Here is a 24098-nt window from a genome sequence, read left to right on the forward strand (position 1 = left end):
GAAGGAGGAACCCGGGACGATCGGTTCGTCCCGGGGTGTCAGAGGTGTTCGGCCGGAAGGGGAGGTCCGCGGGTGTCGAGCGGCGCGCGGGCACGCAACCGGTCGCGAAGATCGGTCGAGAGAGGGGTCCCGACGAGGAGCAGAGCAGACTCCGCCGGCGGCGGGCCGAGAACGGCCCGTACCAGGCGGAGGATCGTGGTGAGAACACCGACGACAGCGGGTTCTGTCGCCTGCACGGCAGCCGCGGCCACCAGAGTTGCCAGCGCGTGCAGGCCCAGCATCGTGGAGGTCAGCGCGTGCCCGTGACCGCCGGTGAGGACGAGGAGAGCCAGGTGCGCGAACATTTGTGCGCCGCCGAGCAGGGCCAGGGTCGCCACCCAGCCCGGGCGAACCCGCGACAGTGCCGCCACACCCCAGCCGAACCCCGCGCAGCACGCCACAACGACGAGGAGCGCATCGGCATCCGGCATCATCCCGGCGGCCGCGGCGTGCGCGGTGGGACCGGTGACGGCCGACACGACGCCGACGAGCCAGCCACGCAACTGGTGGGTCACGCGCAGGGCCGGATGCACCGCAGCATCATAGCCGCGGTGCATCGCTGATCAGGACAACACCACCAGCCAGACGGCGATGTAGTGCAGCAGTGCGGCGATCGCGGTGCAGACGTGAAAGACCTCGTGGTGACCGAAGGTCGCCGGCCACGGATTCGGCCAGCGTGCCGCGTAGAGGACGCCGCCGATGCTGTAGAGCGCGCCACCGATGGCGAGCAGGATGATGACCGCCGGTCCGGCCTGCGCGATCAGCGTCGGGGCGACGGCGATGATCACCCAGCCGAGTGCAATGTAGAGCGTCACCCCGAGCCAGCGCGGCGATCCCGGCCACGCGATCTTCAGGATCACCCCGGCCACCGCGCCGGCCCAGACGACGCCGAGTACCCACCAGCGCGCGGGTGCGGGCAGTGCCATCGCGCAGAACGGCGTATAGGTGCCGGCGATGAACAGGAAGATCATCGAATGGTCGGCTCGCTTCATCCGAACCTGCGCACGGGGCGTCTTCCACGGGATGCGGTGATAGGAGGCGCTGACCGCGAAGACCCCGAAGACGGTGAGCGCGTACACGGCACAGGCGCCCGCGGCGACCGCGCCGCGCTCGAATCCGGCGCCGATCACCACCGCGATACCGGCCACCGCGGCCACATAGGCCGAATAGTGGTGGATGACGCCACGCAGACGTGGCCGCTCGGGAAGGGCGGACTGCGGTGGGATCGTGGTACTCACACAACCTACGGTAGCGTAACTTATCGGTGATGCCAGTGGGTTGTTCGTCTCGTCCGCCGTCGGGCTCCTCTCATCCGGACGCGTAAGGTGTCCCACGTGACAGCAAGGACCCGCCGATGAAGCTGCTGCCCGACCGGCTCCGGCGTCCGGTGCTGAGCATTTACGAGCGTCGGCTGATCCAGCTGATGGACATGGCCCGCATCCCGCGCCATGTCGCGATCATCTGTGACGGCAACCGCCGGTGGGCACGTGAGGCCGGCTTCGAGGATGTCAGCCACGGTCATCGGGTGGGTGCCCAGCGGATCGCCGACATGCTCGGTTGGTGTGCCGATCTCGGGATCGGTGCGGTGACCATCTATCTACTGTCCACCGAAAACCTGAGCCGGGAGTCCGACGAGCTCGACGCGCTGATGGAGATCGTCCCGGACATCGTGGACGAGATCTCGGCGCCCGACGGTCAGTGGCGGGTGCGGATCGTTGGCACACTCGACAATCTGCCGGGTGTTGTCGCCGACCGCCTGCGTGCCGCGTCGGACCGCACCCGCGGACGCGACGGGATGAACGTCAACGTCGCGGTGGGTTACGGGGGCCGGCAGGAGATCGTCGACGCCGTCCGCGCGCTGCTCGAGGAACGACTCACCGCCGGCGCAACCCCGGCCGAAATGATCGACGCGGTCACCGTCGAGGCCATCGACGCGAACCTCTACACCAAGGGACAGCCCGATCCGGATCTGGTGATCCGCACCTCCGGCGAACAGCGCCTGTCCGGATTCCTGTTGTGGCAGAGCGCCTATTCGGAGATCTGGTTCACCGACGCGTACTGGCCCGAGTTCCGTCGCGTCGACTTCCTGCGCGCCCTGCGTGACTATTCGGCACGTAACCGGCGGTTCGGCAAGTAGAACAGGCCGGCCAGCGCGTCGAGATCGGCACCGAAACTCGAGGCCGATGGCGTGCCGAACCCGACGACGAGACCGCCGTCCGGCAGAATCGGCGAGGCCGGATGGCGGAAGAAGTCGAGACCCGCGATGGCAATGCCCCGCTCGTGTGCACGCGCAACGAGCGCGGACTCCGTGTCGGCGGCGACGGGGATGACCATGTGCAGTCCGGCGGCGACGCCCGGCACCTCGATACCGATCGTCGCCAGGCGGGCGGTGAGGGCGTCGGATCGCCAGCGGTAGAACTGCCGGCTGCGGCGGATGTGGCGGTCGTAAGCTCCCGAGGTGATCATCTGGGCGAGGACGAGCTGGTCGACGAGACTGGCGTCGGGTTCGCGAACCCCCTTGGCCCACGCCACGGTGTCGACGAGGCGGGTGGGCAGCACCAGCCAGCCGATGCGTACGGCGGGGGAGAGACTCTTGCTGACCGAACCGGCATGGATGACGACATCCGGGCCGAGGGCCTGCAGGGCACCCACCGGCGAACGGTCGTAACGGAATTCGCCGTCGTAGTCGTCTTCGACGATCAGCGCACCGGTGTGGCGGGCCCAGGTGATCAGCTGTGCGCGACGCTCCGGATGCAGCGCCACTCCGGTGGGGAACTGGTGACTGGGCGTGAGGACCACCGCCGAGACGTCGAGCCGAGTCAACTCGTCGACGATGAGGCCATGGTGGTCCACAGCGACGGGGACGAGCTCGGTTCCGCCGCGCTCGATCGCCATGCGATGGAACGGGAGGCCGTAGGACTCCACCGCCACTCGGTCTCCGAAAACGTTGTGCGAGAGCAACTCCAACGATCCCTGTACACCTGTCATCAGAACGATGTCGTCGGCGGATGCGTGTACGCCGCGAGCTCGCGCCAGGTAGTCGGCCAAGACGCGCCGCAACTCGGGGCGGCCCTGCGGATGGCCCGGCGCGAAGACGTCGTCCGGTGCGTCGGACAACGCGTCGCGGGTCGCGTTGATCCACGCCGTGCGGGGAAACAGGCCGGTATTCGGTTGCCCCAGTGCGAAGTCGTGCCGCACCGCGGTGCCCAGGAACGGCGCGCGGGCGGTGCCGATGGCCCGCGGTGCCGGCGGCGCGGTGACCCCGTCGGCGACGCGCGTACCCGAACCCCGCCGCGCGGTCAGCCATCCCTCGGCGACGAGTTCGGAGTAGACCGACGAGACCGTCCCGCGCGCGAGCCCGAGGTCGGCGGCGAGCGATCGATACGGTGGCAGTGCGGTTCCCGGGTTGAGTCGACCGGTGGCGATGGCCTCACGCAGTGCGGCGGCCAGTGCGTGGCGGCGTCGTGAGGAGCGGCCGCGGGATTGGGCCCCGGGGTCGGGTTGCAGATCCAGGAACAGATCGGCCCCCACGCGGCGGGCAACCGAGTCCCACGGATCGACGTTCCCGCCGTCCGTCGAATTGGCCCACGTTTCTGACACCCGATTGACCTTCTTTCTTGATGCAATCCGGCTCTAGCGTAGAACGCAGCAGGAGTGACGAGGGACCGAACATGAGGAGGCACGAATGAGAACAGTGGTGCTGGGCGCAGGCGGCCAGGTCGGCCGACAGGTCGTCGACCGGCTTCGCGATGAGGGCGTCGACGTCGTGGCGGCGTCACGGACGACGGGGACCGACGCGTATCGCAACGTGGGACTGACCGATGCGGTGACCGACGCCGACGTCGTGGTGGATTGCCTCAACGTCACCACCATGAAGGCGAAGGCGGCGGTGGACTTCTTCGCGACCACTGCGACCAACGTCGGCAGGGCCGCGCACGCCGCGGGTGCGGCGGTCGTCTGCTTGTCGATCGCGAACGCCACGGATCCCGAGGTCAACCGCAAATTTGGCTACTACCAAGGCAAGTCGGCGCAGGAACAGGCCTATCGTCGAGAGTTGGAGCCGAAGGCGCTGACCATCGTCGCGTCGACCCAGTGGTACGAACTGGCCGCACAGATGATGGGCACCATGCGACTGGGTCCGCTCGCGCTGGTGCCTCACATGCGGTGCCGGCCGGCGGCAGCGGTTGACGTCGCCGAGGTCGTGGCCCGGGAGGCGATCACTGCCGCGCGCAACGAGACCCGGTCCGAACCCCGGGTGATCGAGGTCGCCGGACCCGACGAGCTCGATCTGGTGACGGTCGCCAGATCGATTGCGCGACAGCAGGGTGCACCGCGATGGGTGGCCGGGGTCAGATTCGGTGGCGCGGCGATCCGCAACGGTGGCCTGGTGCCCGCCGACCCGGAGGTCGTCACACCGACGACCCTGCCGGAATGGGTTGCCCGACAGTACCCGGCATCGACGTCGGAGGCGCAGCGATGAGTCCGCGGCCAAAAGTTCCGACCCGCATGTGGATTCCGGCGGATAACCCCGAGGTGTACAAGGCACTCGTCGCGCTGCAGCGCGCATCGTCGACGGGTCTGCCGGCCGAACTCGGCGAACTCGTCAAGATCCGCGCGTCGCAGATCAACGGATGTGCTTACTGCCTGCACATGCACACCTCGGATGCACTGACGATGGACATCGACCCGCGCAAGCTGATGATGGTCGCGACGTGGCGTGAGGCGACGGGGATCTTCGACGAACGTGAACGGGCCGCGCTCGGACTGACCGAATCGCTCACCCGCGTCGCCGACGACGGCGTGCCCGACGAGGTATTCGCCACTGCCAGAGAGTATTTCGACGACCATGAGCTCGGGCAACTCGTTGCCTCGATCGCCATGATCAACACCTGGAACCGGATCGCGATCGCCGGTGGCTACCCGGCCGGCCTCGATGAGCGGCGATCGCGCGACGTCTGAGATCAGAGTTTGCGCAGGCGGACGCGGTTGATGGAGTGGTCGACGTCCTTGCGCAGCACGAGGCTGGCGCGGGGCCGCGTGGGCAGAATGTTCTCGATCAGGTTCGGACGGTTGATCGAGATCCACAGGTCCCGCGCCGCCGCCGTCGCCTGCTCGTCGGTGACCGACGCGTAGGCGTGGAAATGGGAGTTGGGGTCGGCGAAGGACGTGGTCCGCATCTTGAGGAACCGGGAGATGTACCACTGCTCGATGTCGTCCATCTTGGCGTCGACGTAGATCGAGAAATCGAACAGATCCGAGACCATCAGGGTGGCGCCGGTCTGCAGGACGTTGAGACCCTCGAGGATCAGGATGTCCGGTTGGCGGACATAGTGATAGACGTCGGGCACGATGTCGTAGGCGATGTGTGAATAGACGGGTGCGGTCACCTCGCGGGCCCCCGACTTCACCTCGGTGACGAACCGCAACAAAGCCCGCCGGTCGTAGGATTCGGGAAAACCCTTGCGGTGCATGATGCCTCGTCGTTCGAGCACCGCGGTCGGCAACAGGAATCCGTCGGTGGTGACGAGGTCGACTTTGGGATGGGAATCCCAGCGCGCGAGCAGTGCGGCGAGCACGCGCGCGGTGGTGGACTTGCCGACGGCGACGCTGCCCGCGATCCCGATCACGAACGGGACCTGCCGGTTGGTCTGCCGCTCACCGAGGAAGGTCGACGTCGCGGCGAACAGGCGCTGTCGGGCCGCGACCTGCAGGTGGATCAGACGGGACAGGGGTAGATAGACGTCGGCGACCTCATCGAGGTCGATCTGCTCGCCGAGGCCCACCAGCTCGGCGAGCTCGTTCTCGTTGAGCACCATTGGCATCGATTGTCGCAGGTCACGCCACTGTTTGCGGTCCAGTTCCAGGTACAGACTGGGATCGCGATCGGTGGTGTGCCGCGCCATCAGATGCGACTTCCGGTCACCGTCGAGAGCTCGGACCAGGGCGTCATGCGCTCCAGCATATTGGCTGGGGTTTGTCGTCGATGACCCGGTGGGGGCGTGATCGCGTAGCCTCGCTCCCATGTCCGAGCTGGTCACCGAATACCTGCGCCTGGGCCTCGCCTTCGATCGTCTCGAAGAAGGCTTCGTCGACGCCTACACAGGCGATCCCGCTTTGCGTGCCGAGGTCGCCGACGCCCCGACGCCCGAGCCCGCGCAGCTTGCCCGACGAGCCCGCGAACTGGCCGCGGAACTCCCCGCCGGCCTCGACGCCGACCGTGCCACGTTCATCGGGGCCCATCTGCGGGCACTGGAGTGTTCGGCACGCAAGTTCGCCGGCGAACAGATCGGTTTTGTCGACGAGGTGAGCGCCTACTTCGACGTCGACATCGCCATGGGTGACGAGGAGACGTACCGCGGGGCGCACGCCGAGCTGGCCGACGCGCTCGGCGAACCAAGTGCGGCGGGGGATCGGCTGACCGGGCTCTACTCCGCCCATCGCGTCGCCGACGAGATCCCCGCGGAGAAGGTCGACGAATGCGTGCAGGCGTTCAGCGGGGCGCTACGGGAACGCGTGCGCGCGGCGTATCCGTTGCCGGACAACGAAATCGTCGAGTTCGAGGTGGTGACCGACAAGCCGTGGTCGGGCTTTAACTACTACCTCGGCGGCTTCCGATCGCGGGTGGCGATCAACGTCGACCTCACCCAGCACATGTCGAATCTGCCGCATCTGATCGCTCACGAGGCCTACCCCGGGCATCACACCGAGCACTGCCGCAAGGAGCAGTTCCTCGTCGAACAGGGAAATCAGCACGAGCAGTCGATCTTCCTGGTCAACACCCCGCAGTGCCTGATGGCCGAGGGCCTCGCCGACCACGCGCTCGGCGCCATCATCGGACCGGACTGGGGTCGCTGGGCCCAGGAGATCTATGCCGATCTCGGGCTGCGCTTCGACGGCGAACGCGCACAGCGTGTTTCCCGGGCTACGGCGGGACTGCTCGGGGTGCGCCAGGACGCCGCGCTGATGTTGCACGACCGGCACGCCGACACCGACACGGTGGTGGCCTATCTGCGCCGGTGGCTGCTCGCGCCCGAAGAACGCGCCCGGCAGATGCTGCGGTTCCTGACCTCGCCGCTGTGGCGGGCCTATATCTCCACCTATGTCGAGGGCTACCCGCTGCTGGCGCAGTGGCTCGATCAGCCGCCGTCGGCGGTGGCGCCGCCCGATCGGGCAGGACGGTTCGGGCGGCTGCTCGATGAACCCCTGATCCCGGCGTCGCTGCGGGGTGAACTGACCCCATAGACTGGGCCGCATGACCGCGAACTCCCAGTCCGTGAACTCACAAACCCTGGCCGACCTCGACCCTGACGTCGCGGCCGCGATGAACGGCGAATTGAGCCGTCAGCGCGACACGCTGGAGATGATCGCGTCGGAGAACTTCGTGCCACGCGCGGTCCTGCAGGCGCAGGGCAGTGTGCTCACCAACAAATACGCCGAAGGTTATCCGGGCCGTCGCTACTACGGCGGGTGCGAATACGTCGACGTGGTGGAGGACATTGCGCGCAACCGCGCCAAGGAACTGTTCGGCGCCGACTTCGCCAACGTCCAGCCGCATTCCGGCGCGCAGGCCAACGCCGCGGTGCTGCAGGCGCTGATGGAACCGGGGGAGACGCTGCTCGGCCTCGACCTCGCGCACGGCGGTCACCTGACCCACGGCATGCGCCTGAACTTCTCCGGCAAGCTCTACGAGAACGCCTTCTACGGCGTCAGCAAAGAAGACTTCCGCATCGACATGGACGAGGTGCGCAAGATCGCCCTCGACACCCGGCCCAAGGTGATCGTCGCCGGCTGGTCGGCGTACCCCCGAACCCTGGACTTCGCGGCGTTCCGGTCGATCGCCGACGAGGTGGGTGCTCACCTCTGGACCGACATGGCGCATTTCGCCGGACTGGTCGCGGCCGGTCTGCATCCCTCGCCGGTCCCGCACTCCGACGTCGTCTCCTCCACCGTGCACAAGACGCTGGGCGGCCCGCGCTCGGGAATCATTCTGGCCAAGCAGGATTGGGCCAAGAAGCTGAACTCGGCGGTGTTCCCCGGCCAGCAGGGCGGTCCGCTGATGCATGTGATCGCGGCCAAGGCAGTCGCGCTCAAGATCGCGGGCACCGAGGAGTTCAAGGAGCGCCAGCAGCGCACGTTGTCAGGTGCGAAGATCCTGGCCGAACGGCTGACGGGTGACGATGTCTCCAAGGCGGGCGTGTCGGTGCTGACCGGCGGCACCGACGTGCACCTCGTCCTCGTCGACCTGCGGAACAGTTCTCTGGACGGTCAGCAGGCCGAGGACCTCCTGCATCAGGTGGGTATCACGGTCAACCGCAACGCCGTGCCCTTCGACCCGAGGCCGCCGATGGTGACCTCCGGGCTGCGGATCGGCACCCCGGCCCTGGCCACCCGCGGCTTCGGTGACGAGCAGTTCACCGAGGTCGCCGACATCATCGGGACGGCGCTCGCCGCCGGGACATCCGCTGACGTCGCGGCCCTGCGCGGCCGGGTCTCCAAACTCGCCCTCGATTTCCCGCTCTACGACGGGCTCGAGGAGTGGGGCCTGATGAGCCGGATCTGAACGGTTGACCCACCGGGCGAATTGATCTGTCCGGTTACGCATCCGTATCCTCTATCGGATGAACGCCCTCACCGAAGACGACCTGATCATCGCGCTCGAGAAGGCTCTTCCCGAGATCGCCGAAGACCATGAGGCGGCCGCCACACCGTGGAGCCCGCACGACTGGGTGCCGTGGGACGACGGCCGCAACTTCGCCTTCCTCGGCGGCGAGGACTGGGATCCCTCCCAGGCGACCCTGTCGGCGGAGGCCCGCGCGGGTTCGCTGGCGCTGCTGCTGACCAAGGACAACCTGCCGTCGTATCACCGGGTGCTCGCGAAGTACTTCCCGGCCTTCTCCGACTGGCGCCAGCTGGTCGGCGTGTGGACCGCTGAGGACAACCGGCACGCGATCGTGCTGCGTGACTACCTCGTCGTGAAACGGGCCATCGATCCGGTCGACTCCGAGGAACGTCGTCGTGAGCACGTCACCAAGGGGTACCGGCAGCGCGAGGAGCAGGTGAACGAACTCGGGCCGCTCGACGTCCTCGCCCTGATGGCCGTCCACGAGAACCAGTGCGTCCACTTCATCTCGCGGCTGGCCGCGGCGGTCGATGACGACGTCTACCTGCAGATTCTCGCCAAGATCTCCAACGACGACCGTGTGCAGGCCGACACCTTTGCCGCCTTTCTCAACGCCGGACTGGTCGCCGACCAGGACAACACCGTCGTGGCGGTGGACCGCGCGCTACAGCGTGACGAGCCGATCGGCGGCGACATCGAGGGCTTCGAGGCGGAGTGGGCGCTGATCGCCGACTACGAGAACGCCGAGACCAAGGCGGCGACGGCGAAGATGCTGGCCGACGCCCTCAAACTCGACACCGTGCAGGGGCTCGGCGACGCGGCCGAAGCGGCGCGGAAGCGAATCCTGGAGCTCGCGGGTCGCGGCTGAGGTAGACGCCCTCGCGGTGAACGGGCGCTGGCCAGGCCGGAAAACACCCTGGTGGCGCGGTTGGCGTCCCTGCGTCGACGATACGTCCGGTTAACGCACAATTCACGCCGACACACCCGTTTCCGACGCGCCACGCCGACCGCACGCGCGTACGTTGACGGGTGACGGGCCGCGGGGAAGCGGTTCGTCCGGGAGGTTCGATTCGTGGTTTGCATCAGCAGCGCGAGGGGGCCGGCCCCGGTCCTGACGAACCGGCCGGTCGACCACACTGGTTTGTGCGGGGGCCCGCGCAAACGTAGGAGCCCACGTGACCACACGCACCTACGTCCTCGACACCTCCGTCCTGCTGTCCGACCCCTGGGCGGTCATGCGCTTCGCCGAACACCATGTGGTTCTGCCACTGGTGGTCATCGGTGAACTCGAGGGCAAACGTCACCACCACGAGCTCGGCTGGTTTGCGCGTGAGTCCTTGCGCATGCTCGACGACCTTCGTCTCGTCCACGGCCGGCTTGATGTCCCGATCCCGATCGGCGACGACGGCGGCACGGTGCAGGTGGAACTGAACCACACCGATCCCGCGGTCCTGCCGGCCGGTTTCCGCACGGACACCAACGATTCCCGAATCCTCGCGTGTGCGTTGAACCTGCGTGCCGAAGGCCGCGACGTCACGCTGGTCTCCAAGGACACCCCGCTGCGCGTCAAGGCGGGAGCCGTCGGCCTGGCCGCCGACGAGTATCACGCGCAGGACGTGGTGGTGTCCGGATGGTCGGGGATGACCGAACTCGACGTCGACTCGAGCGTCATCGACACCCTGTTCGCCGACGGCGTGGCGGATCTCGACGCCGCGCGAGAACTGCCCTGCCACACCGGAATTCGGTTGCTGGGGCACGGTTCGTCGAGTGCGCTCGGCCGTGTCAACGAGGAGAAGCGCGTCCAGCTGGTGCGTGGTGACCGGGAGGCATTCGGGCTGCACGGCCGGTCCGCAGAGCAGCGCGTCGCACTCGATCTGCTGCTCGACGAGAGCGTCGGCATCGTGTCGTTGGGCGGCAAGGCGGGAACCGGCAAGTCGGCACTGGCACTGTGCGCCGGGCTCGAAGCCGTCCTGGAGCGCCGGACGCAGCGCAAGGTCGTCGTCTTCCGACCGCTGTACGCGGTCGGCGGCCAGCAACTCGGCTACCTGCCGGGCAGCGAGGCCGACAAGATGGGGCCGTGGGCGCAGGCCGTCTTCGACACCCTCGAAGGCCTCGCGTCGCCGGCGGTGATCGAAGAGGTGCTGAGCCGAGGGATGCTGGAAGTGTTGCCGCTCACCCACATTCGAGGTCGATCGCTGCACGACTCGTTTGTGATCGTCGACGAGGCCCAGTCGCTGGAACGCAATGTGCTCCTGACCGTGCTGTCGCGCCTCGGCACCGGTTCGCGGGTGGTACTGACCCACGACGTGGCGCAGCGCGATAACCTCCGCGTCGGACGGCACGACGGTGTGGCCGCGGTGATCGAGAAGCTCAAGGGCCATCCGCTCTTCGCCCACGTCACCCTGACCCGCAGTGAGCGGTCGCCGATCGCCGCGCTGGTCACCGAGATGCTGGAGGAGTTCGGGCCGGGCGGAGCGTAGACCCGACGACCCGGTCACCGGGGATAGGTGATGATGATCTCCCCGGTGATCGGGTCGCGCCAGGTGATGGTGCGGTCGGTGTGCATGGTGGGTATCCAGAGGCCGAGGTGCTTGCGGTGGTGATCCGGGGTGCACAGCGGGATGAGGTTCTCGAATATGCTCCAGCCCCCGGTGAGCGGATCTCGGGGATCGAACTTCACCAGGTGATCGAGTTGGCATTCGTCAGACGGCCGCCCGCACTGCGGGTAGCGGCAGGTGCGGTCATGGCTGATCACCCGTTCCCGCACCGCCCTACTCGGACGATAGGTCAGCGCACCCGGTGGAATGGGCCCGCTCGCTTCGCTCCCGGCGCCCGGTGGAATGGGCCCGCTCGCTTGGCTCCCGGCGCCCGGTGGTGGCAGGTCGTAGCCGCCGTGTCCGGTGGGGTCGATGGGTGGGGCCGGACCGTCTCGGCCGGTGACGATGAGCCCGGAGTAGCCCGACGGGAGTAGCAGTTGGCCGGCGATCGAGTTGGAGATGAGGTCCTCGGCGTGGTCGGGGTCGATGGGCCCATGGCCACGCAGGTAGGGCACCTCGATGCCGGCGGGGTCGGTGACGACGATCAGTGCGGTTTGTTCACCGAGATCGCACGCGGTGGGGGTGTCGGCCACCTCCACCGCGGGGCCCTCGGGTGCCTCAGGTGCGTCGCTACCCGGGTACGAGCAGGTGTCTGTGTGCACGCCGGCCTCGGCCGGGTCCACCGAGGTGTCCGGATCGGGCGCGGTGTTCGCGTCGACGCCCGCGTCAGAGTCGGCGTCTGCTGGTGTGCTGCTGGCGGTGTCTGCCTCGTCGGTGTCGGTAGGCGTGTCGTCGTCGCAGTGGTCGGCGCAGTCGTCGTCATCGGCGGTGGGGTCGGGGGCGGGGGTGGCGGGGCAGGTGGTGTTGCCGCAGGTGCATGCGAGATGGCCGCCGGGTAGTCCGATGAGGTGGGCCAGCGCAGCCACGCGTTGGACACCGATCCGGCGGGGATCGTCGGCGCAGAGATGGCGGGCGATGAGGTCGGCGATTCGGCGGGTCAGATACACGCCGTGTTCGGCGGGCACGGTGGCATCGATGCTCGCATGCCCGTGAGCGTCATCGCCGATGACGACGTTCTGGTGACGCTCGGCGAAGTCTTTGCGCGCGAGGATCGCCGCGTCAGGGTCCAACGCGATGACGAGTTCCTCGAGCTGTTCACGCAACACCCGATCCGCCGACGGCCGCGCCGAGAGCGTCAACGCCAGCTGTTCGGCACCCACCCGGGTGTCCTCATCGAGCAACAACAGGGCGTTGGCCATCAACGCGGTACGCGCCAACGAATGCCGGCCGTCGAGGAACGCGATCCGCACCGCGGGCAGCTGCTGCAGGTGGGTGCCCAGCGTGATCCACCGGCTTGCGGTGGAGCGGGAGATCCCCAGCCGGACCGACACCTGCCCGATGGCGGCTTTGTCGGGCATATCGCGGACCCGACGGCCCAGTGTCCGGTTCCAGGACGGGTCGGCGATCATGTCCTGATACACCGCATGCCCGATCCGGTAGGCCAGCAGCACCGTACGGGCCTCAGCACGCCGCGCCAACTGCTGCATCTCCCGCGCCGCGTCCACCACCGCATCCGAAACCATCGACGACACACCGGTGTCGTCGGCGACCGGATCGGTCAGAGTGAACATCACGAGAGGCACGCTTCCGGGTACGAAGTAACCAGGGACGCTGTCGTCACGTACTCGTCGTCGAAAACTCCTGTGAACCGGGCCGGTTCACACCCTCATCATCTGAACTACCCACACACTAACGCGGGCCACCGACAAGACTCTGCTCGTGGATGCCGCCGAGCGCGACCGGTTCACCTATGCCGTCGGGGTACTCAGGCTCTCTCATTCGGCTACTGAGGTGATTCGATCCTCACCGCACCGTGACCATCACGTGATTCACGGAGACTTGCGCGCTGGCACACTGGTGTGGTGCTGAAGTTACTGATGAGGCGAATGAGACTTCTGGGACTATTGGTGATTGGGGTGTTGGCCGCTTTCGCTGCGGGTGCCGGCCAGTCCGTTGCTGCGCCGGGAACCACCACCACACCACCGCCGACCACCACGACCCCCCCGCAGACACCGGGGCTGGGTATACCGCTGCTCGATCAGCTCCTGAATTCGCTGGCCGCAGGACTGGGATCCAGCGACGGGGTGCTGCCCGGCGGTGCCGCCGGGTCCAAGACCAATCAGCTGATCGTGGTCAGCGCGCCCAAGGCGTCGGATACGACGGCGACGTTGACCGGGTTCGAGCGTGGATCGGACAAGAGCTGGAAGCCGGTCATCGGTCCCACCAAGGCGTTCCTCGGCTCGCTCGGCATGGGGCAGCCGCAGGACAACGTGTATCGGACGCCGGAGGGCAACTTCGCGCTGGACCAGGCGTTCGGGCGGCAGGCCAATCCGGGCACCAAGATGCCGTACTTCAAGACCGATGCCCAGGACTGGTGGGATTCCAATCCCAAATCGCCCACGTACAACACGCACGTGCGATCGGTGAACGGCCCCGGCGGGGACAGCGAGAATCTGTACAAGGTCGGCGAGATGTACGACTACGCGGTCAACATCGCGCACAATCCGCAGCGCACGCCGGGCAAGGCGTCGGCGATCTTCCTGCATGTCACCAACAATCAGCCGACCATGGGCTGTGTCGCCATCGAGCGCGAGCTGATGAAGAAGACGCTGCAGTGGCTCGATCCGGCCAAGAGTCCCCGGATCGTCATCGGCGTCAACCAGAGTGCTCCCACCGGTGATGCGCCCGAGGGCACCACGCCGGGCACCACCACGCCGCCGAACGGCCAGACGCCATCGGTGCCCGGTGACAACCCGCTGACGGGCCTGCTGTCGCAGCTGATGAACCTGATCCCGGCGTTGCTCGGGGTGGGCACGGGTAGCGCCGGGTGACGCGGGCTACTTCCGCAGTACGCTGACAGCGAAGTCGGCGTCGGGGTGCCAGGCACGCAGATCCCAGGTGGCGAAGCGATGTTCGAGTCGTAGCCCGGCGGCGGCGACGGCGGTGTCGAAGTGTTCGACCGTGAGCTCGCGATCGGTGTGGAAGCCGGTCACGAGCACACCGTCGTCCTTCAGGTGGGCGGAAAGCCTACGGAGAACGAGGGTCTCGGTATCCGGTGCGAGGAACACCATGACGTTGCCGGCGCACACGATGGCGTCGAACGGCTCGCCCTCGCCGTGGGCCGCGAGGTCGAGAGTCGACAGATCCGCGACGAGCCAGTGCGGCCCCGGATGGTCGGCCTGCGCCGCGGCGATCAGTTCGGGATCGACGTCGACTCCCACCACCTGATGCCCGACGGTGTGCAGGTATCCGCCCAATCGTCCCGGGCCGCAACCCGCGTCGAGGATGCGTGCGCCGCGCGGCACCATCGCGTCGATGAGCCGGGCCTCGCCTGCGAGGTCGGTTCCCTGGGCCGCCATGTCCCGGAATCGCTCGATGTACCACTGGCTGTGGCCGGGTTTGGTGTCGGTGAGCCAGCGTGGCGGTGGCACGGTCTCCCGTTTGAGTTCGAAGCACGCGGCCCGGCGGTCACCGAAGTCGTCCCGCCGTCCGGTGGTCGAATCCACTTGAGCCCGAGCCTGATCGAGCACCGGGGTGTCGGGGTCGAGGACACGCAGGTACTGCTCGTGGGACGCGAGTGAGGCAACCGCGGCGTCGACGTGATCGGTGACGTCGACGGCGTGCGTGGGATGCGGCCCGTTCTCGAACAGCCAGCGCGGACGGTCGCCGTCGATCGCGTCATAGGCGTCGAGGACGGCCGCCGAGAACTCCATGTGGTCGCGCTGATTGGGCGCGCCCGGCGCCCACTCCGGGCCACCGTAGAGCGACAGGATCACTTGTGGCGCAACACGGTCGATGGTCTCGGCGATCGTGGCCCGCAGCTCGGGGGTGTTGCGGATGTCGCTGTCCGGGAATCCCCAGAACTCCACCTCGTCGACGCCGACGACGCGCGCGGAGGTGCGTTGTTCCTCCTCGCGCAGGGGACCGCATTGCTCCGGCGGCATGCCCTCGATGCCGCGCTCGCCACTCGAGGCGAGTGCGTAGACGACCCGTTTGCCCTCCGACGTCCAGCGGTCGACCGCGGCCGCCATCCCGTACTCAGGGTCGTCGGGATGTGCGACCAGGACCAGCGCGGTCGACCAGCCGGACGGAAAGGGCTCGAGGGACATCCCTCAGCGCTCGCGGTCCAGGTTCGCCATCTTGAGAACGTCGAGGCGCTTGTCCAGTTCGGCCTCGGACAGCTTGTCGCCGATGAGGTTTCGGTCGATCACCGTCTGCCGGATGGTCTTGCCCTCCTTGAGGGCCTGCTTGGCGACGGCGGCGGCCTCCTCGTAGCCGATGGCGGAGTTGAGCGGCGTCACGATCGACGGCGAGCTCTCCGCGAGGGTGCGCAACCGATCCTCGTTGGCGACGAGGCCTTCGATGCAGCGGTCGGCGAACAGGCGGGAGACGTTGGCCAGCAACTTGATCGACTCGAGGACGTTGCGGGCCATCATCGGGATGTAGACGTTGAGCTCGAAGGCACCGTTGCCGCCGCCCCAGGTGACCGCGGCGTCGTTGCCGATGACCTGCGCCGCGACCTGCGTGACCGCCTCGGGCAGAACGGGATTGACCTTGCCGGGCATGATCGAGCTGCCGGGCTGGAGGTCGGGGAGTTGGATCTCGCCGAGGCCGGTGAGCGGTCCCGAGCCCATCCAGCGCACGTCGTTGGCGATCTTGGTCAGCGACACCGCGATGGTCTTCAGCGCACCCGACAACTCGACCAGACCGTCGCGCGCGGCCTGCGCCTCGAAGTTGTCCTTGGCCAGCGACAGGGCATCGACGCCGGTCAGCTTCTTGAGGTCCTCGACGACCTTGGTGCCGAAACCGTCGGGAGCGTTGAGGCCGGTGCCGACGGCCGTGCCGCCGATCGGCAGTTCACCGACGCGCGGCAGCGTCGCGGTGGCACGTTCGATGCCGGCCTCGACCTGGCGGGCGTAGCCGCCGAACTCCTGACCGAGGGTGACCGGGACGGCGTCCATCAGGTGCGTGCGGCCGCTCTTGACCACCTCGCGCCACTGCGTGGCCTTGCCGAGCAGGGCCAGGCGCAGGTGGTCGAGCGCCGGGATGAGGTCGGTGACGGTGGCCTCGGTGGCCGCGACATGCGTTGCGGTGGGGAAGGTGTCGTTGGAGGACTGCGACATGTTGACGTGGTCGTTGGGGTGGACCTCCACCCCGGCGGCCTTGGCGATGGACGCGATGACCTCGTTGGCGTTCATGTTGGAGCTGGTGCCCGAGCCGGTCTGGAAGACGTCGATCGGGAACTGATCGTCGTGCTTGCCGTCGGCGATCTCCTTGGCGGCGGCGATGATTGCGTCGGCCTTCTCGGCGTCGAGCAGACCGAGGTCCTTGTTGACCTGCGCGCACGCCGCCTTGAGCAGTCCCATCGCGCGGATCTGGGTGCGCTCGAGCGGACGGTGGCTGATCGGGAAGTTCTCTACCGCGCGTTGTGTCTGCGCCCGCCACAGGGCGTCGACAGGGACCTTGACCTCGCCCATGGTGTCGTGCTCGATGCGGTACTGCTGCTCGGTCATGTCCGTGTGTCCTCCGGCTCCGTCGGCGTTAGGTGATCCTGAGTGAACACGCTACTAAGTGCAGGTCTGCCGACCGCAGACGGGTGACGTTGGACCGCGACTTCGCCAGATCCCCGGGCCTCGTCTGGCGGTCACCCGAGGTGTGAGACCGCTCAGTGCCCGAGCAGGGTGCGGAACGCACGCGCCGCCGGCGACGGGTCGTGGCGGGAGACTACGCCGAGACTGGACCGCGCGGCCGCATCGGTGAGCGGAATCGCGAGCACGCCCTCGAACCCGGCGGCGGTGGTCACGCTGAGCGCGCCGACGCCGATCCCGCGTCGAGCCAGAGCCACCACCTGGGCCGGTGTGGTCACCTCCCATCGGGGCGAGGCATGCCGGCCCGCCCGCTGTGCTGCGGTATCAAGCGCCGTGCGGGCGCCGGTACCCGTCGGCAGCGCGATCACGTCGGTGGACAGCAGATCGTCGACGCTGCACGCCTGTCGCGACGCCCACGGATGGTCGGGTGCGACCACCGCGCACAGCGCGTCGTCGACGATGACGGTGGTGAGCAGATCCCGCGGTTCGCGCCCCGCCCAGCCCGCGACCGCGATGTCGAGAGAACCCTCGCGGACGCACACCACCAGGTCGTCGGAGAGTCCTTCGGTGAGCCGCACATCGATGCCGGGGTGTCGCGCGTGCATCGCGGCGAGGGCGTCCACCAGCGGTTCCCAGGTCAGGCCAGTCACCGCGCCGACGCGCAGCGACCCGGCCAGGACGCCGCGGATCTCCCCGGCGGCGGCGGTCACGGCATCGGCGGCGGCGAGGGCCTGCCGCATCGCCGGTAGCAATGTGCGCCCGGCATCGGTGAGCGCGACCCGGCGTGAGGTGCGGTCGAACAGGGCGACCCCGAGCTCGCGTTCGAGCTTCGCGATCTGCATGGACACACCGGACTGGCTGACTCGGACGGCCTGCGCACCCGCGGTGAAGGTGCCCGCGTCGACCACGGCGAGGGCATAGCGCAGCTGATGCAGTTCCATCACTGGTGATGATAGGTGCGATACCTATGTTCTGTTGGACCGATGAGTGCTCATGCCTCGACCATGGAGATATGAGAACCACAACGAACACCGATGCCACCACTGCCGGCCGGAATGCGGCCGAGGTCTACTTCGACGCATGGCGCGAACGCGACTTCGACCGCCTGCGGACGGTCCTGGCCCCCGACGTCAGTTTTGTGGGCGTGATGGGGACCGCAGACGGAGCCGACGACTGCATCGCCGGATTGCGGGGGATGGCCGAGTCGGTCATGGCGGATCTGGTCCTGCACGCCCGGGTTGCCGACGGCGCGGACGTCATCACCTGGTTCGACCTGGTGACCAAGGACGGCACGACGCTACCGACCGCCAACTGGAGTCACGTCGAGGACGGCCTGATCACCCGGATCCGGGTCACCTTTGACCCGCGACCGCTCGGGATGAGCTGAGCGGCCCGAGATGTGAGATTGGCGCGTCCACGGGCATCATTGGGGCATGCCGAGCTCGACTAGGGAGTTGGTCAGCGTTCCGTCGGTGAACAATGTCCAGTTGCCGGTCACGTGGGCAACCGCTGTCGCTGGTGGTGCAGTGGTCCCGGACTGGTCGGAGTCGACATCGACGTACAGTTGCTGGTCGGTCGTCTCGATGATCAGGCTACGGCCGGCGATTCCCTGGAGCTTGGCATTCAGCGCCTTCGCGCGGGTCTGATCGAGGCTGAAGAGGGTCTGACCGTTGCGGACGTCGAACGCGACGATCTCGTCTCCCGCGGTCAATTGGTAAGCACCGATTCCTGCGGCCACGTCGTACTGCACCTTCGGCAACCAGCCGTTGTCGGTCAACGTGAACACAGCCTCCGGGACGGCGAGCTTTGCGCCGGTCCGCAGGTCGAACGCGGTGTAGGGAATCCGACGATCGGCGCGACCGTACGTATTGATCCGATTCAAGCCGATGACCGCGCCGCCGCCGTACTGGTAGTCGAACTGACCGTCACATCCGGTGCCCTGCTGTGGTTGATCCATGTGCCCGAGCCACATCCCGTCCGATACCCGGACCACGCCGACTCGTGCGCACCGGTCGCGCCCCGCGATGGTGGAACCGGCTCGCTCGATGGCGATGGTCTCGGGCGTCGCCGCTTTTCCGGCGCCGTCCGATGTCCAGACGACACGGCCGCTGGCGGTGTCGACCCCGATCACGAAATAGCGTGCATAGTATACGTTTCCAGATGGCTGGCCGGTGTCGGCGTACACGATCGGGACCACCGGGCCACTCCCGATCCCGATCTGGCTGTCGTCGATTTTGGCATTGTTCTTCAGGTAGGTGACCGATTTCTCGACAGAACCTGTGAGCGGTTCACGGTGACGAGTCTGCCCTCCCAGTACTCGGGTTCGAGATTGGCTGCAGGGTGCCGCACGACGACTGCACCGATGAGCTTCGGCTCATCCAGTGAGCCCGAGCCTGCCCAAGCCTGGGATTCGATCTCTTCGCTGGGCAACAGCGTCGCGGCGTCGACGGTGACAGGTGATTTTCCCGGCAGATACACGGTGGCGGTGCCGCGCACTCCGCCGATGGGGAACTGCGTTTCCGAACCCCCGTCAAGTAGGAGTGGACCCGACACCGTGAACTCATCGAGATCGACGTGCTCGTCCGCGAGTTTCGGTGCAGTGGTGGTCGGCGTCGTCACTGGCGTCGCGGTCGTCGAGTCCGTGGTCGCCGTACTACCCGGACGGTCGGCCGACCCGCAGGCCGAAAGGGCTAGCGCGAGAATGACAACGACGGACGACAGCAAGAACCGTGAGTGACTCACCGAGTACCCTTCTGCATCCCCGCGGGGCGCGGGACGGTGCAGAAGGACGCTATCAGCGCCGGGGACGACTGCACCGTCACCTGAACATACGAATATGCCCAGTGCACAGGCGAATTGCGGTCGTACTAGATGTCGAGGCGGGCGTACTCGCGCAGCTTCGTGGTGACGTGCACGGCCTCGATCCGGCGGATGGTGCCGGACTTGGAGCGCATGACCAGCGAGCGGGTGGTCGCGCCGCCCGGCCGGTAGGTCACGCCGCGCAGCATGTCGCCGTTGGTGACGCCGGTGGCGCAGAAGAAGGAGTTCTCGCCCTGTACCAGGATGTCGTTGGTGAGCACCCGGTCGAGGTCGTGACCGGCGTCGATTGCCTTCTGTCGCTCGGCGTCGTCCTTCGGCCAGAGCTTGCCCTGGATCTCGCCGCCCATGCACTTCATCGCGACCGCCGTGATGATGCCCTCGGGGGTTCCGCCCACACCCATCAGCATGTCGACGGTGGAGTAGTCGCCGGCCGCGGCGATCGCACCGGCGACGTCACCGTCGGAGATCAGCCGGATCTTGGCGCCGGCCTGACGGATCTCGCCGATCAGATCGGCGTGCCGCGGACGGTCGAGAACCACGACGGTCATGTCGCGGACATCGATGCCCTTGGCCTTGGCCACCGAATTGATGTTCCACTCGACGGATTCGTCGATGTTGATGGCGCCCTTGGCCTCTGGGCCCACGGCGATCTTGTTCATGTAGAACACCGCCGACGGATCGAACATGGTGCCGCGCTCACTGACCGCGATCACGGCGATCGAGTTCGGCCGACCCTCGGCCATGAGCGTGGTGCCGTCGATGGGGTCGACCGCGACGTCGCAGTCGGGGCCGTCGCCGTCGCCCACCTCTTCGCCGTTGTAGAGCATCGGCGCCTCGTCCTTCTCGCCCTCGCCGATGACCACCACTCCGCGCATCGACACCGTGGAGAGCAGTTCGCGCATGGCGTCGACCGCGGCCTTGTCGCCACCGTTCTTGTCGCCACGCCCAACCCAACGTCCGGCGGCCAAGGCCGCGGCCTCGGTGACGCGAACCAACTCCATCGCGAGGTTGCGATCAGGTGCCTGGTGGGTGCTCGTGGACATGGCTCTGAAACTCCTCGGCGTCGGCGATGCGTGCTCGTGTCCCATCCTTGCATGTCATACCGGACATTCCGACGGCGGGCCGGTGCGGGGCGAGGGGTGGCAGAGGGGTGGCGTCGCGGCCCGACGGGTGATGGGATACTCGGCTCATGGCACAGAAACCGCGCTATCTGATCAGCGGCAAGGACATGATCTGGTCTCTGATCCCGCTGCTCGCGATCTGCGCGGTGGTCGCGATGGTGTCGGGCAACTGCTCGGTGGGTCTCACCGGCGGGGCATCCGACGACAGGGTCCCCGCCTTCGACGTCGCGAGTTCACTGAAGGCCGACGCCCGCGAGATGCCGTTCCCGGTCCGGCTGCCGGCGACGCCGGCCGGCTGGAAACCCAACTCCGGATCGTCGCCGTCACTGGACGGCCACCGGGTCAGTACTGCCGGGTGGATCAGCGGCAACGGCGCGTACGTGCAGCTCACGCAGAGCGACGCCACGGAGGACTCCCTGATCGGTTATCTCCGCGGCGAGGAGGACTACGACGCGGTGAGCGCGAACGGTACCCGCGAGGTGGCCGGCCGGACGTGGGTGACCTACTCGACGACGGGCGGCAAGAAGTTCTGGGTGACCGATCTCGGGGACGTGCGCATCGCCGTGCTCTCCCGCGGCCCGGACTCCGACATGGAACAGCTCGCGACGGCCGTGCTCGCCGCCGATCCACTGCGCCGAAACGGGTGACCCGGCGTCGTTCCGACGATCGAACTTGCCCGACGCACCTTGACATGCGCGACACACCTGCGCACGGTCGCGGTTCGATTGCGCGCTCGGCGCGAGAAGACGGGTAGTGCGCTACTCGTGAGGTGACGGCGCGCGATTCCTAGCGTTTCTCCTGTGAGGAGGCGCGCGATGACGTGGAACCCGTTCCGCCCGGCAACGATCCGGTTACTGTGGTTGCGCGCGCTGCCGAGCGCCGTGCTGTTCGTGCTGATGGTCGGGGTGGTCCCGCTCGACACCGCCGCGGGATCGGTGCCCGGTCGCGTTCCGGTCAGCGTCCGAATCGCTCCGGCGGTCACGGTGTCCACTCCGTCGGTGACGGCCCCGGCAGCCGCGTGCGTGCCCTGCCGGCGGGCCGCCGAGATCCGCTGGGAACTCGACGTGCGTCAGAGTGCCGCGCTGCAGTGAGGCCCGGACCGCTCAGTCTTGCGTGTCGTCGTCGGACTCCTTCTGTGCCAGAACGGCTTCGATCTTCTCCCGCGCACCGGTCAGATGATGGGTACAGCGGGTCGCGAGCGCTTCGCCACGTTCCCAGAGCCGGAGCGACTCGTCGAGGTCGAGGCCGCCGTGCTCGAGGGTCGTGACGATCTCCGCGAGTTCGTCACGGGCCTGCTCGTAGCCGAGCTGTTCGACCGGGGTGGGGGTGTCGTCGTCGGTCATCGCGACTCATCTCCTTCGGTGACGGTGGCGTGGGCGGCGCCGTCGGACACCCGGATGCGCAGGCGCGCACCCGGATACATGTCTGCCACCGCGCCGACGATCTGCTGATCGGAATCGGCCCGCTGCACCACCGCGTAACCACGGGCGAGGGTCTGTGCGGGACCCAGCGTGCCCAGCTGCGCCGACAGGTGCTCGATGCGACGGTCCTCGACGTCGACGCGCCGCCGGATGTCGCGGCGCAGGGCACGCCGCAGGTCGCCGACACGCGCGGCCTCGGCGTCGACGAGCGTATGTGGGCGCGCCAACACGGGCCGTGCGCGTAAGCCGTCGACGATGTGGGCTTCGCGACGGACCCAGTTGCGCAGGGCGTGTGCGCTGCGGCGGCGCAGTGCGGCGATGGCGGCGAGTTCGGCCTCGACGTCGGGGACGACCCGCTTGGCCGCGTCGGTCGGGGTGGCCGCCCGGACATCGGCGACCAGATCGAGCAGCGGAGCGTCGGGTTCGTGGCCGATGGCACTGATCACCGGGGTCGTGCAGGTGGCGACCGCACGTAGCAGCGCCTCGTCGGAGAACGGGAGCAGATCTTCGACGCTGCCCCCGCCGCGGGCGATGATGATGACCTCGACGTCGGGGTGGGCGTCAAGCGCCGCGAGGTGCGAGAGGATCGCCGGGACCGCGGTGGGGCCTTGCACGGGGGCGTCGCGCACCTCGAACCGGACCGCCGACCAACGACCTGTCGCCACCGCGACCACGTCGCGGGCAGCGGCGCTCGCGCGGCCGCTGATGAGTCCGATGCTCTTGGGCAGGAAGGGAAGTGGGCGCTTGAGCCGCGGATCGAACAGGCCCTCGGCGGCCAGTAGTTGACGCAGGCGTTCGATGCGCAGCAGCAACTGGCCGATGCCCACCGGCCGGATGTCGCTGATCCGCAGCGACAGCGTACCGCGTCCGGTGTAGTAGCTCGGACGCCCGAGGACCACCACATGCGAACCGTCGGTGAGCGGAACCTCGGTGCGCGCCAACAGATCCGGGCTGCAGGTGACCGAGATGGAGATGTCGGCGGCCGGGTCGCGCAGGGTGAGGAACGCGGTGCGGGTGCCCGGGCGCCGACTGATCTGGGTGACCTGACCCTCTACCCAGATCTGTCCGAGGCGGTGAATCCAGTCGGCGATCTTGGTGTTGACGGTCCGAACCGGCCACGGATTGTCCGCGGTGTTCGGTGAACTCATGCGCCCTCGGGGATCACGTGGACCGTTTGCTCTGCGCCGCGATCCGGTTGTCGAGCATCGTCACGAACGGCGCACGGTTGCGATTGGTCTTCTCGTAGTCGAGCAGTTCCTGCAGGTCCTCGGAGCCGACCGAACGCAGCTTCGCCCGCAACTGCGCCAGCGTCAGACCGTCGTACTCGATGTACTCGACCACCTCGGGGGCCGGGCCCGAGCTCGACTTGGCCGGTGCTTTCTTGGCCGAGGTGTTCTTCGCCGGGCGCTTGGTGGCGGATGTCACCGCCCCGGCACCGGTGTCGTCGGAGTCACCTGCGACGACACTCTCGGGTGCCGAGCTGTACAGGGCGAATCGCCCGGCAGCCGGGGTGTCGACGTCGTTGTGCTCGGGCGCCGGACTCTCGGGTGTCGCGTCGTCCTGCGCCGCCGGGCTCTCACGTGTGGGGGGCTGCTGGTCGAGGTCGTCGTCCTCGTCGAATCGAGCCCACTGGGGCTGCTCACTGGGCTTGTCGAAGATCATCTCGAGCGCGGCGTCGCCCTTGATGGCCAACTCGGCGATGTTCTGCTGCGCGCGCATCCCCGCCTGCAGCGTCTGGCTGACCGCCGTCATCGGCAGGGTGACGAGCAGAGTGGGCAGCTTGCGGGTCTCCTCGATGGCCGTGACGATCAGTCCTGCGGCGATACGGGCCGGGTAAGGTGCGCGAACCATGCCAACACTCTGCCATCACCCGGTGGCGTGTCCAACCCGTA

General features: G+C 67.7%; 25 protein-coding genes and 1 pseudogene. 11 read left to right on the forward strand and 15 right to left on the reverse strand.

From position 1 onward, the window contains the following. Positions 1-38: 38 nt before the first annotated feature. Both GBRO_RS08135 and trhA read right to left on the reverse strand, forming a co-directional pair. Entirely contained in the window at positions 39-572 is a 534-nt protein-coding gene (locus GBRO_RS08135; RefSeq protein ID WP_227892863.1) for a hypothetical protein, read from the reverse strand. A 30-nt stretch (positions 573-602) separates the two neighbouring features. Next, on the reverse strand, positions 603-1301 hold the full coding sequence (trhA, locus tag GBRO_RS08140; RefSeq protein WP_370452949.1) for a PAQR family membrane homeostasis protein TrhA: 699 nt from the start codon (positions 1299-1301) through the stop codon (positions 603-605). 92 nt (positions 1302-1393) lie between these two features. Here trhA and GBRO_RS08145 point away from each other — a divergent pair, with 92 nt between their 5' ends. Continuing rightward, positions 1394-2176: an isoprenyl transferase gene (locus GBRO_RS08145; RefSeq protein ID WP_012833494.1), complete on the forward strand. Its 783-nt coding sequence runs from the start codon at positions 1394-1396 to the stop codon at positions 2174-2176. Here GBRO_RS08145 and pdxR read toward each other — a convergent pair. After that, positions 2143-3639: a MocR-like pyridoxine biosynthesis transcription factor PdxR gene (pdxR, locus tag GBRO_RS08150; protein ID WP_012833495.1), complete on the reverse strand. Its 1497-nt coding sequence runs from the start codon at positions 3637-3639 to the stop codon at positions 2143-2145. The two genes, GBRO_RS08145 and pdxR, sit on opposite strands and share 34 nt — an antisense overlap. An 85-nt stretch (positions 3640-3724) precedes the next feature. On the opposite strand from pdxR, the gene GBRO_RS08155 reads away from it, so the two are divergent. Both GBRO_RS08155 and GBRO_RS08160 read left to right on the forward strand, forming a co-directional pair. Next, on the forward strand, positions 3725-4519 hold the full coding sequence (locus GBRO_RS08155; protein WP_012833496.1) for an SDR family oxidoreductase: 795 nt from the start codon (positions 3725-3727) through the stop codon (positions 4517-4519). Beyond that, on the forward strand, positions 4516-4998 hold the full coding sequence (locus GBRO_RS08160) for a carboxymuconolactone decarboxylase family protein (protein ID WP_012833497.1): 483 nt from the start codon (positions 4516-4518) through the stop codon (positions 4996-4998). Before GBRO_RS08155 ends, GBRO_RS08160 begins: the two co-directional genes overlap by 4 nt. A gap of 2 nt (positions 4999-5000) precedes the next feature. Here the strand turns inward: GBRO_RS08160 and coaA are convergent, their stop codons facing one another. Then, positions 5001-5942 carry a type I pantothenate kinase gene (gene coaA / locus GBRO_RS08165; protein ID WP_012833498.1) on the reverse strand — a complete coding sequence of 314 codons (942 nt, stop codon included), beginning with the start codon at positions 5940-5942 and terminating at the stop codon, positions 5001-5003. Between the two features lie 118 nt (positions 5943-6060). On the opposite strand from coaA, the gene GBRO_RS08170 reads away from it, so the two are divergent. The 4 genes from GBRO_RS08170 (at position 6061) to GBRO_RS08185 (ending at position 11139) form a co-directional block, all read left to right on the forward strand. After that, positions 6061-7281, forward strand: a complete 1221-nt coding sequence (locus GBRO_RS08170; RefSeq protein ID WP_012833499.1) for a hypothetical protein — start codon at positions 6061-6063, stop codon at positions 7279-7281. 10 nt (positions 7282-7291) lie between these two features. Further along, positions 7292-8599, forward strand: a complete 1308-nt coding sequence (gene glyA / locus GBRO_RS08175) for a serine hydroxymethyltransferase (RefSeq protein WP_012833500.1) — start codon at positions 7292-7294, stop codon at positions 8597-8599. A gap of 58 nt (positions 8600-8657) precedes the next feature. After that, positions 8658-9527, forward strand: coding sequence for an acyl-ACP desaturase (locus GBRO_RS08180; RefSeq protein WP_012833501.1), 870 nt, complete (start codon positions 8658-8660; stop codon positions 9525-9527). Positions 9528-9834: 307 nt separating this feature from the next. Continuing rightward, on the forward strand, positions 9835-11139 hold the full coding sequence (locus tag GBRO_RS08185; protein WP_012833502.1) for a PhoH family protein: 1305 nt from the start codon (positions 9835-9837) through the stop codon (positions 11137-11139). 14 nt (positions 11140-11153) lie between these two features. On the opposite strand, the gene GBRO_RS08190 is transcribed toward GBRO_RS08185, so the two are convergent. Then, positions 11154-12827 carry an HNH endonuclease signature motif containing protein gene (locus GBRO_RS08190; protein WP_012833503.1) on the reverse strand — a complete coding sequence of 558 codons (1674 nt, stop codon included), beginning with the start codon at positions 12825-12827 and terminating at the stop codon, positions 11154-11156. 315 nt (positions 12828-13142) lie between these two features. Here GBRO_RS08190 and GBRO_RS08195 point away from each other — a divergent pair, with 315 nt between their 5' ends. Beyond that, positions 13143-14087 (forward strand): L,D-transpeptidase family protein, encoded by a 945-nt coding sequence (locus GBRO_RS08195; RefSeq protein ID WP_012833504.1) that lies wholly within the window; start codon positions 13143-13145, stop codon positions 14085-14087. 6 nt (positions 14088-14093) lie between these two features. Here the strand turns inward: GBRO_RS08195 and GBRO_RS26520 are convergent, their stop codons facing one another. From GBRO_RS26520 to GBRO_RS08210, 4 genes and pseudogenes are all read right to left on the reverse strand, one after another. Next, complete coding sequence (locus GBRO_RS26520) at positions 14094-14687, reverse strand: class I SAM-dependent methyltransferase (protein WP_223375518.1); 594 nt, start codon at positions 14685-14687, stop codon at positions 14094-14096. A 6-nt stretch (positions 14688-14693) separates the two neighbouring features. Beyond that, positions 14694-15365 (reverse strand): annotated as a pseudogene (locus GBRO_RS26525) (PIG-L deacetylase family protein); the annotation flags it as partial. Positions 15366-15368: 3 nt separating this feature from the next. Next, a complete protein-coding gene (locus GBRO_RS08205) occupies positions 15369-16769 on the reverse strand; it encodes a class II fumarate hydratase (RefSeq protein ID WP_012833506.1) in 1401 nt (466 codons plus the stop codon). A 152-nt stretch (positions 16770-16921) separates the two neighbouring features. After that, on the reverse strand, positions 16922-17785 hold the full coding sequence (locus tag GBRO_RS08210; RefSeq protein ID WP_012833507.1) for a LysR family transcriptional regulator: 864 nt from the start codon (positions 17783-17785) through the stop codon (positions 16922-16924). Between the two features lie 71 nt (positions 17786-17856). Between GBRO_RS08210 and GBRO_RS08215 the strand changes: the two genes are divergently transcribed. Further along, entirely contained in the window at positions 17857-18231 is a 375-nt protein-coding gene (locus tag GBRO_RS08215) for a nuclear transport factor 2 family protein (protein WP_041919802.1), read from the forward strand. A 36-nt stretch (positions 18232-18267) separates the two neighbouring features. Here GBRO_RS08215 and GBRO_RS08220 read toward each other — a convergent pair whose 3' ends face one another. From GBRO_RS08220 to glpX, 3 genes are all read right to left on the reverse strand, one after another. Next, positions 18268-19029, reverse strand: a complete 762-nt coding sequence (locus GBRO_RS08220; RefSeq protein WP_148223274.1) for a hypothetical protein — start codon at positions 19027-19029, stop codon at positions 18268-18270. Positions 19030-19091: 62 nt separating this feature from the next. After that, positions 19092-19340, reverse strand: a complete 249-nt coding sequence (locus GBRO_RS08230; protein ID WP_147290641.1) for a hypothetical protein — start codon at positions 19338-19340, stop codon at positions 19092-19094. 371 nt (positions 19341-19711) lie between these two features. Continuing rightward, the gene (gene glpX, locus GBRO_RS08235) at positions 19712-20707 is read right to left on the reverse strand and encodes a class II fructose-bisphosphatase (RefSeq protein ID WP_012833511.1); all 996 of its coding nucleotides are present in this window, start codon (positions 20705-20707) and stop codon (positions 19712-19714) included. 146 nt (positions 20708-20853) lie between these two features. Between glpX and GBRO_RS08240 the strand changes: the two genes are divergently transcribed. Both GBRO_RS08240 and GBRO_RS08245 read left to right on the forward strand, forming a co-directional pair. Then, positions 20854-21432, forward strand: a complete 579-nt coding sequence (locus GBRO_RS08240; RefSeq protein ID WP_012833512.1) for a DUF4245 domain-containing protein — start codon at positions 20854-20856, stop codon at positions 21430-21432. A gap of 168 nt (positions 21433-21600) precedes the next feature. Continuing rightward, positions 21601-21876, forward strand: a complete 276-nt coding sequence (locus GBRO_RS08245) for a hypothetical protein (RefSeq protein ID WP_012833513.1) — start codon at positions 21601-21603, stop codon at positions 21874-21876. Positions 21877-21888: 12 nt separating this feature from the next. Here the strand turns inward: GBRO_RS08245 and GBRO_RS08250 are convergent, their stop codons facing one another. Genes GBRO_RS08250 through GBRO_RS08260 form a run of 3 tightly spaced genes read right to left on the reverse strand, consistent with a single transcriptional unit; the run spans position 21889 to position 24057 of the window. Next, positions 21889-22128, reverse strand: a complete 240-nt coding sequence (locus GBRO_RS08250) for an exodeoxyribonuclease VII small subunit (RefSeq protein ID WP_012833514.1) — start codon at positions 22126-22128, stop codon at positions 21889-21891. Continuing rightward, positions 22125-23354, reverse strand: a complete 1230-nt coding sequence (gene xseA / locus GBRO_RS08255; protein ID WP_012833515.1) for an exodeoxyribonuclease VII large subunit — start codon at positions 23352-23354, stop codon at positions 22125-22127. Before xseA ends, GBRO_RS08250 begins: the two co-directional genes overlap by 4 nt. 13 nt (positions 23355-23367) lie before the next feature. Further along, complete coding sequence (locus GBRO_RS08260; protein WP_012833516.1) at positions 23368-24057, reverse strand: lipid droplet-associated protein; 690 nt, start codon at positions 24055-24057, stop codon at positions 23368-23370. Positions 24058-24098: the final 41 nt, after the last annotated feature.

It is taken from the genome of Gordonia bronchialis DSM 43247, from assembly GCF_000024785.1.
GTDB classification, from domain to species: Bacteria; Actinomycetota; Actinomycetes; order Mycobacteriales; family Mycobacteriaceae; genus Gordonia; species Gordonia bronchialis.

Bases quoted from the DNA above. Each gene is read 5' to 3' on its own strand.
- GBRO_RS08145 (WP_012833494.1), top strand. From the start codon at position 1,394: ATGAAGCTGCTGCCCGACCGGCTCCGGCGTCCGGTGCTGAGCATTTAC.
- GBRO_RS08155 (WP_012833496.1), top strand. From the start codon at position 3,725: ATGAGAACAGTGGTGCTGGGCGCAGGCGGCCAGGTCGGCCGACAGGTC.
- GBRO_RS08160 (WP_012833497.1), top strand. From the start codon at position 4,516: ATGAGTCCGCGGCCAAAAGTTCCGACCCGCATGTGGATTCCGGCGGAT.
- coaA (WP_012833498.1), bottom strand. From the start codon at position 5,942: ATGGCGCGGCACACCACCGATCGCGATCCCAGTCTGTACCTGGAACTG.
- GBRO_RS08170 (WP_012833499.1), top strand. From the start codon at position 6,061: ATGTCCGAGCTGGTCACCGAATACCTGCGCCTGGGCCTCGCCTTCGAT.
- glyA (WP_012833500.1), top strand. From the start codon at position 7,292: ATGACCGCGAACTCCCAGTCCGTGAACTCACAAACCCTGGCCGACCTC.
- GBRO_RS08180 (WP_012833501.1), top strand. From the start codon at position 8,658: ATGAACGCCCTCACCGAAGACGACCTGATCATCGCGCTCGAGAAGGCT.
- GBRO_RS08190 (WP_012833503.1), bottom strand. From the start codon at position 12,827: ATGTTCACTCTGACCGATCCGGTCGCCGACGACACCGGTGTGTCGTCG.
- GBRO_RS08195 (WP_012833504.1), top strand. From the start codon at position 13,143: ATGAGACTTCTGGGACTATTGGTGATTGGGGTGTTGGCCGCTTTCGCT.
- GBRO_RS08205 (WP_012833506.1), bottom strand. From the start codon at position 16,769: ATGACCGAGCAGCAGTACCGCATCGAGCACGACACCATGGGCGAGGTC.
- GBRO_RS08210 (WP_012833507.1), bottom strand. From the start codon at position 17,785: ATGGAACTGCATCAGCTGCGCTATGCCCTCGCCGTGGTCGACGCGGGC.
- GBRO_RS08215 (WP_041919802.1), top strand. From the start codon at position 17,857: ATGAGAACCACAACGAACACCGATGCCACCACTGCCGGCCGGAATGCG.
- glpX (WP_012833511.1), bottom strand. From the start codon at position 20,707: ATGTCCACGAGCACCCACCAGGCACCTGATCGCAACCTCGCGATGGAG.
- GBRO_RS08240 (WP_012833512.1), top strand. From the start codon at position 20,854: ATGGCACAGAAACCGCGCTATCTGATCAGCGGCAAGGACATGATCTGG.
- GBRO_RS08245 (WP_012833513.1), top strand. From the start codon at position 21,601: ATGACGTGGAACCCGTTCCGCCCGGCAACGATCCGGTTACTGTGGTTG.
- GBRO_RS08250 (WP_012833514.1), bottom strand. From the start codon at position 22,128: ATGACCGACGACGACACCCCCACCCCGGTCGAACAGCTCGGCTACGAG.
- xseA (WP_012833515.1), bottom strand. From the start codon at position 23,354: ATGAGTTCACCGAACACCGCGGACAATCCGTGGCCGGTTCGGACCGTC.
- GBRO_RS08260 (WP_012833516.1), bottom strand. From the start codon at position 24,057: ATGGTTCGCGCACCTTACCCGGCCCGTATCGCCGCAGGACTGATCGTC.